The sequence below is a fragment of the Psychrobacter sp. T6-1 genome (genome assembly GCF_052258445.1).
This window is the reverse complement of record NZ_JBQQFC010000069.1, coordinates 1-10756: the sequence shown is the minus strand read 5'-3', so window position 1 is coordinate 10756 and position 10756 is coordinate 1. Positions and strand designations below refer to the sequence as shown.

The following is a 10756-nucleotide window of genomic DNA, read 5'->3' as shown; positions in this document are numbered from 1 at the left end:
TGCATACCGACATCACAGCTGGCCTGACTCAGCGCTGCAAATTGTGACTTGGCAATAATAAGGTGGTCAACAACGTCTTTTTCATTAAATTGCAGAGTTAATACGCCAGCTTTGCCACCGACTGCATTGATCAATTGACTTGCGACATTAGGCAGCTTTTTGTCAATCAGTGAGGCGCTAGTGAGCTGCACAAGCAGACGTGCTTGGGGATGCGTTTTGCGCACGGTACTGATTTTTTTGCAGGCATTGATCAGTACCCAGCGATCTATTTTTTCACGTAGTCCATGAGTTTTGGCAACACTCATAAACTGATCGGGGCTCAATATCGTATTGTCAGCATCGAGTAACGGCAGGCGCAGATACACCTCAAAAAAGTCACTGCGATCATAATTGATATCATAGATTGGCTGAAACAGGAGCTCAAAGCGGTTGTTAGCGATAGCGTCAACGAGTGCTTCAGCTAGCGCACTATCATCGCTGTTGGCATGCTCACTTGGATCGTACAGATGATAGGTATTACCTTGATTGGTGGTTTTTATCATAATGTGCGTGATCGCATCTATCGCGCGCTCTAGCAGTACTTGCGGCTGGGCAGCCCCTTGCTCAATCTTGACAGCCCCTATGCTCACGGTAGTATGCGTCGTATGGTTGTCCACCTCGATTAGCATCTCACTAATATGTGCCCCAATACGCTCAGCAAGGGCACTTAGCTTTTGAGTGGAGGTATCAGTTGTTAATAGGGCAAATGAGGTGTCACTAAAGCGGCTAATATAGTCTTGCGGCGCAAGTTTACTCAAAGCACCTGCCACCTGCTGGACGGTTACATCGACGCCTTGTAGCCCCAAACTGCTTCTGATTTTACCTATATTATCAAGTTGAATATACAGCAGTCCTGCTGTTGACTTGTTCTGTATGGCCAGCTTACGTACCGAGTCGAGCTGCTCTTCAAAACCGCGGCGATTATTCAGCCCCGTCAAGCTATCTTTACGTTCTGCCATAGCCAAACGTTTGGCTATCTCAGCGCTATTGTGACTGTTTTGTTGAATGATAATTTGAGTGACAGGTTCGGCATCTAGCGTTGCAGTTGCCAGTTGCAATTTTGCTTTAAAGGTTGTGCCATCGACACGTAAGCTGTCAAAGTTAAACTCAACTTGCGAGCGATTACCTTTATCAAACTGTTTTAAAAACTGCTTAAAGCCTTTGACGTTATCAGTGCCTGCAATAAGATCGATGACCGGAACACCAATGATATCGTCCATAGCATTAAAGCCAAACAACTTTAGATAAGGCTCATTGGCAAAAATATGTATGCCTTGATCTAAATAAGCGACAGCGCTTTTGGAATTTTTGATCAAGATATTGGCGCGCTGCTCGGCCTCTGATAGGACATGGCGCAGGGTTTTGAGTTGACGGCGACTGCGCAAACTATCGTGCTGCAAACATATTGCCATTACGATGCAGCTATCATTATCCGTGTACAAGGATTTTACCATCGTACTATTAATAACTGTCGGTAGCTCTTGGCTATCTTTGGTAGGAGCAGTAGAGTCACTTTTACCGAGTAATGCTATTGTGGGTAGATCGATACTACGCTCTTGAATAATACCGACAACATCAGTGAAGCTCATGTCATAAGCTTTGCCAAATACCAAGACATCCCACTGCTGACGCAAGGACTTTAGCAGCTCTTCTTTATCGTCCAAAAACCCTAAATTGATCTCATCGTAATAGGCGCTCAAACGCTGCACTACATGCTCAGCATATAGTTGATCATCATCGATAAATAATAGGTTCAAAACAGATGGGGTACGCATAAATAGCCTTTTATGATGTCTTAAAACATAAAACTAGAGTACAAGCATCTGTAGATTTAAGCAATAATTTAGTCAGCGACCACTTGGCTTGACATCATAATAAAATTTGACTGACACCTCTAACACTCTACTAAGACTAACTATTAAGGGGGCCATACCATTTAGATATAAACGGCCTCAAACTGACTAAACTCTTCAGTGGTTAATAGTTTGCGTTGCAGACGCAAAGATTGCTGCTTGTCATTAATACAGATCATAACTCTATCATTGACCCTCCAATTGTGCGTTGGCATAAGCAAGCTAAATTTAGTCTGAAGCTTGGCGTCACTACCGATGATTATCGCTGGGATAAGGTGCTGGTTACGCGCGCCCCTATCGATTAAGCGTAACGCACAAGCACTAAACTTGTGGCCGAGTATCTGCCACTCTATCTCTTCGTTCGTGCCAGATAGACTACCACCTTGTTGGTTTTGCTGCTCGATGTTCACCCAGCGTACCACGCCTATAGCGCGATCGGTATGATCGCCTTTTTTGTCGGATGAGCAGACCAAAAAGAGATTCATAAGCTTGAGAGATGGCGGCGCTGTACTATTAACGCCGCCATAAATCGCATTAGAAAAACTCGTAGCCTCAGGTTTGATGGCGTCTTCTATGTTGAGCCAAGACTCATCTGAGGGCTGACTGGAAAAATCAGCTAGATCTGGTAGTAAGTGCAAGGTTCTAAAGGGTGAGGCCGAATCGGTAGTAGAAAAAACGTCAGCAGCTATGCTGCGCTTATAGCTCGCTTCTACCGGCTGCGTATCATAACGAGGTCGCCACTCAAGTGGAATCTTTTGTAGCGCAATCAAGCTCATCAAGCTTTTTTCGCCAGCCGCTTGGTAATGAATGTTATTAAAACCTGTAGTAATAGTAGCGCGCTGCTTGGTATTGGGTTTACTAATAGAGCTCTGCTGCTGCTGAATATAGCGATACGAGCGATATGAGAGCATCGACCATATTTTGCCCATCAAAAACTGAATAGCCATCTCACTTCCGTCAGCGGCTAAAGCAGGACGGCGCGCCTGTAGATAACTTGCCAGCGGCGCAAGCTCAATAAACACGCAATCGTACTCTTTTTTATAAGGATTAATCCTAGAGTGCCCCGTAAAATAAGTTGGTGGATAATCGCTGTGCAAATCGACAAATACTCGAGTGTTGGTCTCAGGATTAGTCGTCGCATCGATGTGACTGGCCCACTCAGGTAATAAGCGTTGTAGCAATAAAATATCAGCGCGCGCCAAAGAGCGTACATTTAATAAGCTGTGCAAACATATCTGTACATATAGTTTATGAATGGTATCAGCATGACGGATAACAACCTCGCTGCTTAGATCAACATGAGCTAGATTGTACTGATCAGCAATATAATACAGCTGATTGATACCCAGCCAAATGTTAGAAGGCAGGTACTGATAGCAAATCGCCTTTTGTGCCAATAGTTTTTGATAAAGGCTCAGTGATTCATAGATCGCTATAGATAGAGGCGAGATTGTAGGGGCTTTAGTATGTGTGAAATAGCGTATCCAGCCATTCTTAGGTCTGATAATCGCTTGACTATCACGCTCTAGGTAGCGCTGTATGATACCGTCATATACTAGTATGGCTGCATAATACAGCGACTCAACTTGAGAGACATATCTCATTTGGTGCGCTTTGAGAGCCCCTGTTTCATAGATATAATATTTGCGCAGATCAACAATTAGCTTATTAGTAGCGCTCATTACGATAGCGACCAATTTAAGACGCTCATCGTCTTCTAAATCAGAAGCCGCTAGATCAGCGAGTACCTCTTCTAATTGATGCGCTTGCTCATTTTGAGATTGTGAAGATAAATGGAAGGTCCATTCACGCAGTTGCTGTTCTTGACCATGCACATACTGACGTGATGATTGGGGTAGTAAGTTCTTAGTCGATAAGTATTTCTGAAAAGCTGACAAAGTGGCCACAAAAACTCCTTAGTAGAAATACTAGAATAACGTTATACGTGGTCAATATGTAAAATTGTATAATTAATTAATAGAATATAATGGAACTATACACGAATACGAATTGATATATCGAAAGTATTTCTCTATTGATAAATTGTATAAGGCGTTCTTGATCACTAAAAATGTAGCCTTCATAACGAAGTAATCCCTGCGCAGAGCGGCGAGTACTGTTTTACAATTTAAACATACTATGGTGCCAACTTTAGTTAATCTTGTAAATGTCAACGGGCACCTTAAAAGGTCTGTTCGGCAACTCGCGAACCAGCTTGGGCATTAAGTATCCAGGTAGTTTTGCTAGCATTAACCAGTAAAGCTCAATATTCGACCGTTCGTCGGCATCAAAGTGGGCAGCTCCTTTCACTTTATCTAGCATATGTAAGTAATAAGGCAGTACCCCTGCGGCAAATAATCGTAAACTTAAATCTACCTGAGTATCCACATCATCATTAATTCCAGCCAGTAGAACTGTTTGATTTAACAGCATAATATTAGCTGCGCGTGCGCGCTTTAAGTACGTTGAGGTATGCTCATCAATCTCATTAGCATGATTGCAATGAATGACCATAACGATATGGCAGCGGCTTTGCGCGAGTCTCTCTAGTAGCTCATTGTCGAGTCGTTCAGGAATGACGAGCGGTAAACGAGTATGCAGACGAATAGTCGTCAATTGTTCGATAGACTCTAGGGTATCAAGCCACGCAAATAGACGGCGATTACTAATACTTAAGGGGTCGCCGCCACTTAGTATCACTTCACTGATATCAGGATGCTCGTTGATATAAGTGATGATTTCTTCTTGCACGGCACTCGTTGGCATATTGGCATTATAATCAAAATGCTGACGGAAACAGTAGCGGCAATGAATAGCGCAGGCCCCTGTAATGGTCAAAAGCACCCTAGATTCATACTTGTGCAGCATACCTTTGATAGGATTTTGCTCATTTTCAGCGAGCGGATCAGCGACGTACCCTGTCACAGCTATTTGTTCTTGATTATCTGGCAGTACTTGTTTAAGTAGTGGGTCATCAGCGTCTCCTACTCTCATTTTTGTGACAAAGGCACGCGGTACTCGCATTTTGAAATGCTCTGGGGTATAGACTTGTTCACGCAGTGATTCAAGACCTAGCAGCACTAGTAACTCATCGATTGAGGTGATGGCTTCGGATAATTGTGTTTGCCAGTTTTTTTGTGTGATTAAATGGTTTATCATGACAGCACCTAGCACCTAACATCTATATTTAAAAGCCGATATTATACGCGGTTAATAGGCACCCTACCAAAATATAGACTAACCCTAATACAAACTTAACCTGATGTAATATAGACTAAACGAGTATCTATCCCTTTATTTGGCAATTTTTAATACTGACAACCCTTAGGAGTCTCTTGTGGCAAGTTTTTCTACCAATGAGTTTAAAGCCGGTCTAAAAGTCATGCTCGATGGCAACCCGTGTTCTATTATGGAAAACGAGTTTGTAAAACCTGGCAAAGGTCAGGCTTTTAACCGCGTTAAACTACGTAATCTACGCAGCGGCAAGGTATTAGAGCAAACTTTTAAATCAGGCGATAGCCTAGAGGCCGCTGACGTCATCGATACAGATATGGACTATCTGTACAATGATGGTGAATTTTGGCATTTTATGGATTCAGAGACCTTTGAGCAAATTCAGGCGGACAAAACGGCGATTGGTGATGCCCAAAAGTGGCTCAAAGATAATAGCAACGCCTCGTGCGTGATCACCTTATTTAATGGTGTGCCCTTGAGTGTCACGCCGCCAAACTTTGTAGAGCTACAAATTACAGAGACCGATCCTGGCGTTCGCGGTGACACCTCAGGCGGCGGCGGCAAACCAGCCACGCTTGAGACTGGCGCTGTGGTACGCGTGCCTTTATTTGTGCAACAAGGTGAAGTAGTACGAGTAGACACCCGTACCGGCGACTATCAAACTCGCGTAAGCTGAATCTGACGACAACATATCAAACCAAAAACTGACACGTAAAAAGCTTAGCCCTCAAATTGACGGCTAAGCTTTTTTATTAGTATTAGTACTCATCCACCATTGAGGACTTGTGCATCAGCCAATACTGCACCAGTGCATTCAACTGATCTTTTTTAAAGGGTTTGGTGCAATAGTCTTGCATCCCAACCATCAGGTATTTTTTGCGCTCACCATCCATAGCATTTGCAGTCAGCGCTATGATCGGGGGTAGCGATTGCGGCTCGTAGAGCTCGTGTAATTTGATGGTCGCCTGCACCCCATCCATAATTGGCATATGATGATCCATCAAAATAATGTCATAGCGCTTAGGATATAACGCAAAATGTTCAATCGCTTGTTGACCATCAGTGACATGGGTCACAATATGCCCGCCATCTCTTAAGGCCTTTTTGGCAATGACAGCGTTGACGTTATCATCTTCGACCAAAAGTATATGGCCTGTGCGCTGGGTGCTGGTAGCATGAGCGCCATTATCATGCGTCAACTGCCAATCATCATACTGCTCTTTGTCAATGGTCGTCAAAGGCAGCATAACCATAAAAGTAGATCCAGCACCAACCTCGCTCTCAACCTCGATATAGCCGCCCATCAAGGTAACCAAAGATTTGCATACGGACAGACCCAAACCTGTACCACCGTATAACCGGTGGGTTGAGCTATCGGCTTGATTGTAGGCATCAAATATAGCGTCTAAGGACTCAGGTTTGATCCCGACGCCTGAATCGATAACTTCGATACCTACCGTCATAGGCTTTTGCTCTGTTACTCGGTCATCTGCACTGTCGTCGTTACCGAGAGTCGAGGCATGTTCAACATTAATAATGACCTGCCCGCCTTCGCGCGTAAACTTAATGGCATTGTTGACAAGGTTGGCGACTATCTGCTTGATTCTAACAGGATCGCCTTGTACATAAGCAGATAGCGATTCGCTATAGTGATACTTTAAAGTGAGTCCGCGCAAACGAGCTTTTGCTGCAAATAGGCTGACTACCTCGTTACACAGCGTCGATAAATTCATCGGTACGCTGTCGATGACCATCTTGCCAGATTCAACTTTGGATAAATCTAAAATACCATTGATAATGGCAAGTAGATGCTCAGTCGATACTTTTATATTGTTCAAATACTCTTTTTGCTCAAAACTCAGCTCAGTCTCGCCAAGCATATCGATCATACCTATGATGCCATTCATCGGCGTGCGTATTTCATGACTCATATTGGCCAAAAAATCTGATTTCATTTTATTGGCATGTTTGGCAATGCGTTGACTCTCTTGTAGCGCCAGCGCATCTGAGGCCATCGCAGCAAACTTGATCAGCAGCTCAGCTTGTTCATCATCAAATAAGTGATTGGGCTGAGTGTCCATAAGACACAAAGAGCCTAGGCGGTATACCTTATTATCCTCATACAACAAAATAGGCGCGCCAGCATAAAAACGCAAATGAGGACGCTCTGTGATCAAGGGGTTGTCTACAAAGCGGCTATCTTTGGATAAATCTGCCACCACAAAGACGTCGTTGGATAATACCGTATAGTTGCAAATCGCCACCTCACGCGTAGTGCTACAAGCCCCCTCCATACCGTGAGGCGATCTTAGATATTGCGTGCGCTCATCCATAAAAGTGATCGTGATAATCGGCACATCAAAGAACAGTTTGACCAGTTCTGTCAAACGCGCAAAAGCGGGATCATAATCATTGTTTAGTAGCTGATATTTATGCAGCTTGTCAATACGATCTGCTTCATCTATCGCTATGGGATAATTTAATATAGACAAGACGCTCTCCACGACTGAATAATAGTACCGATATGCATATTGATATGACGCCCACTGTTAATACTCATAGCTCTTTTTAGTTTTACCACTATTACTAACCTTACTATAACTAAGGTTGCTATTACTGATATCAAAAGCATTAGACACTAGGGGCGCATCTTACTCTGTACTTGGTGCCAGCTTAGTGATTATTGACAGCGCCTCACTTACCATAATCATTGCCACCACTGAAGTCACAACGACCGCTGAACCATAACCGCCACACTGCAAGCCGCCCACTTGAGCGCTTTTGTCCACTTTTGGCGGCTCTGTAGAATACACACATCTGACACCGAATTTTTCTTTTAGTTCCTTATTAATGCACTTTTCGTGCCGTAATTTGTTGCGTAGACGGGCCAGTAACGGATCTTGATAAGTATCGCGCAAATCACTAACCGTGATCTGTAGCGGATCTATCTTGCCGCCTGCGCCGCCTGCACAAATGAGCTTAAGCTTGTTAAATCGGCAGTGCAGTACAATAGCGAGCTTGGCACTCATATCATCAACGCAGTCTAAGATGACTATAGGACGGCCTTGCTTGGCGGCAAGATTTGCCTGCGCGCGACTTGGCAATAGAGCCTCTACATTATCACTAGTCAAAAAATCATCGATCAGATGTACATTGGCCTCTGGATTGATCTCGCGTATGCGCTGACCCATCGCCTCTATTTTGCTCACACCAAAGGTGCTGTCTAAAGCGGGCAGTTGACGGTTGACGTTCGATGCGACCAGGACGTCCAAATCGATCAGCGTAATGCTACCTACAGCCGTGCGCGCTAATGCTTCAGCGGCCCATGACCCGACGCCGCCGACGCCGATGACATAGACGTGAGCTGCCGAAAATACATCGGCTGCTCTACCATAGAGCGTTTTGGTACCTTTAAATCGGCGTTCATACTGGCTATTTGCTACTTGACTCATAAGGATTAAAGACTCTCGTTGGTTGGATAAGTCCATGAGGTTTTTAGCGCCATGCAGCTGTTTTGCCATAGCTGCTGCGCTAGTACCTCAGGAGTAACATCCAATAGCTCACTTAAACTTAGTAGTACCCAAGGCAAATTGGCAGGTACGTTTCTGTTGTGGGTAGTCACCCCTTGCCATTCATCATCTGGACTTTGACCTGATGCAGGCAGGTCCACTTGCGCCTGTTGACACATAATAGGCATCATATCTGGGCAGTCGGTCTCTATCACTAGGCAGCTAGTGCCATAAGTTGCAACCGCCGCCACAATAGCGCGGCGCAGTTTTTTGGCATTAGGGTTACTCACTTGACCTGTTACCCCAAGCTTAAAGCCTAATTTGACAAAGGCTTTGGCCTCTTGCTCACCGCCACTAAAGCTATGAGCCACACCGCCAAGGGTATGCGCGTCATATTTATGCGCTTTTAAAATAGCCAAAGTGTCAGCGTGCGCTTTACGAATGTGTAGCATCACGGGCAGCTGATGAGTAACTGCCATATCTAACTGCGCCTTAAAAAATTGCTTTTGTTTGGCAAACATATCAGGTGCTTTCATTGCATCGGTGTAAGTATCAAGTCCTATCTCGCCGATAGCCAATGGGCGCTTAGCGTTTAAACGGTGCGCCATATCACTCAGGTGCGCCTCAGTGTGCTGATCAATATAAAAAGGATGCAGACCGAGGGCAATATGCGCTTTGGGTACTTGCTCTTTATTGTCCAGCATATCCGCTTTATCATGTACGAAGGTCGCTGATAGCGCTTGTTGACAGGCGTATAAGCGCTCAAAATGAGTATGCAAATAACCGACTAGCACCAAATGGTGCACCCTGCGCTGATAGGCTATCTTCGCTTGCATGAGTCTATCATGATCAAAGGTTGGCGCATCAAAATGAGTATGCGTGTCTATCATAGGATAACTAGGCATATCTTCGAGTATTGAGCTGGTGCGGGGCATAGATGCCTCCATAATCAATAATTAAGAGGTCTATTTGCTATAGACTCTATAACTGGGTTTGAGCAGTTTTTGCAATAGTACATAAGGCACCAATAAATCGACAGCACCAGCATTATCCTCTAAAAGCTCGCCTGATTGATACACCATGTGCAAGCCCTCTTTATCTAGATACCACTGCTCTGAGAGCTGTAGTGGCCAGTCATCAAGGTACTGCGCCTCAACCCCTTGCAAGGTTAACCAGTCTTTTTTAGCGGTTTGAAAAGTCGCGAGTAATTCATCAGGCGTCGCCTCAGGCAATAAAATATCTTCGATATTTAGCTGTAATTTTTTTTGCATATCGAGCATGATGTAATTAAATTGCTCATGGCTATCGTCCTTGGACACACTTGAGCGAATAGCCAGATAACCTGTGGGCGTACTATCTATATTAGCTAGGTCAGAGACAGGATTGAATACCACTTCGGTATCGATACGTTGATACATAGGTAGCGTGCTCACCGTGCCCTCACCATACTCAATTTGGTTAAGCAGCATCAAAATAATTTTTTTGGCTGCCTCATCTTGGCTTGCCAGCGGCATCTCAGGCGCGAGAACATGAGCGATGGTTTGCCACATAATACTAGTGAGCCACGGCTGCTTGGGCGAAAAATCTACAATGTTAAGCTCAAAGTACTGACAGGGTTTGATGTCGCAATTGGGCTGGCTCGCGAGGGCCTGCTGCTTGATAATCTCAATGTTTGAAGTCGCCAAGTTCTTACTGGTAGTGGGACGGGCGTCATCGACTATAGCTACTTTGGTATCTGACGCATCATTAATAGTAGCGCCAATCTCTTGCGCGGACTCCCCCTCTGCCTGCCGCTCAAACATAGACTGCGGCTTTGGCTTACACCCAAGCAGAGTCATGCACAGCAGTGCAAAAGCTATCGACATCAGTATAGGATGGGCGCGGGCAAAGTGCTGGGCATTCATAGGAGCGACCGCTAGAATTGAGGAGTTAAAATATTAGCATAGCAAATTAAATAGAGGTAGATTGAATATTAGCTTTATGTATCAAATAATGTTGAATAGTTTCTGATTGTCTAAAAACTCCCTCTTAAAAATTGCCTTTAAAGAAAAGCATATCTGCTTGAACTTCCATTTTATATCTTAGAAGAACTTGGATGATCCTCACTCTTTTTGTGAGCAG

General features: G+C 44.4%; 8 protein-coding genes. 1 reads left to right on the top strand and 7 read right to left on the bottom strand.

Going from position 1 to position 10756, the window contains the following annotated elements; all coding sequences use genetic code 11:
• The 3 genes from ACTXGO_RS05925 to epmB all read right to left on the bottom strand — a co-directional run.
• The coding region (locus tag ACTXGO_RS05925; RefSeq protein ID WP_443573683.1) for a diguanylate cyclase domain-containing protein at positions 1-1814 on the bottom strand (1814 nt) is incomplete at its 3' end.
• Between the two features lie 161 nt (positions 1815-1975).
• Positions 1976-3799: a hypothetical protein gene (locus tag ACTXGO_RS05920; protein ID WP_443542832.1), complete on the bottom strand. Its 1824-nt coding sequence runs from the start codon at positions 3797-3799 to the stop codon at positions 1976-1978.
• 244 nt (positions 3800-4043) lie between these two features.
• The gene (epmB, locus tag ACTXGO_RS05915; RefSeq protein WP_443542833.1) at positions 4044-5051 is read right to left on the bottom strand and encodes an EF-P beta-lysylation protein EpmB; all 1008 of its coding nucleotides are present in this window, start codon (positions 5049-5051) and stop codon (positions 4044-4046) included.
• 178 nt (positions 5052-5229) lie between these two features.
• Here epmB and efp point away from each other — a divergent pair, with 178 nt between their 5' ends.
• Positions 5230-5802, top strand: coding sequence for an elongation factor P (efp, locus tag ACTXGO_RS05910; protein ID WP_435949468.1), 573 nt, complete (start codon positions 5230-5232; stop codon positions 5800-5802).
• An 82-nt stretch (positions 5803-5884) separates the two neighbouring features.
• On the opposite strand, the gene ACTXGO_RS05905 is transcribed toward efp, so the two are convergent.
• The 4 genes from ACTXGO_RS05905 to ACTXGO_RS05890 form a co-directional block, all read right to left on the bottom strand.
• Complete coding sequence (locus ACTXGO_RS05905) at positions 5885-7618, bottom strand: GAF domain-containing hybrid sensor histidine kinase/response regulator (protein ID WP_443573682.1); 1734 nt, start codon at positions 7616-7618, stop codon at positions 5885-5887.
• Positions 7619-7777: 159 nt separating this feature from the next.
• Positions 7778-8578: a tRNA threonylcarbamoyladenosine dehydratase gene (locus tag ACTXGO_RS05900; RefSeq protein ID WP_435949470.1), complete on the bottom strand. Its 801-nt coding sequence runs from the start codon at positions 8576-8578 to the stop codon at positions 7778-7780.
• A 5-nt stretch (positions 8579-8583) separates the two neighbouring features.
• A complete protein-coding gene (locus ACTXGO_RS05895) occupies positions 8584-9570 on the bottom strand; it encodes a TatD family hydrolase (RefSeq protein ID WP_443573679.1) in 987 nt (328 codons plus the stop codon).
• A gap of 30 nt (positions 9571-9600) precedes the next feature.
• On the bottom strand, positions 9601-10539 hold the full coding sequence (locus ACTXGO_RS05890; protein ID WP_443573677.1) for a hypothetical protein: 939 nt from the start codon (positions 10537-10539) through the stop codon (positions 9601-9603).
• Positions 10540-10756: the final 217 nt, after the last annotated feature.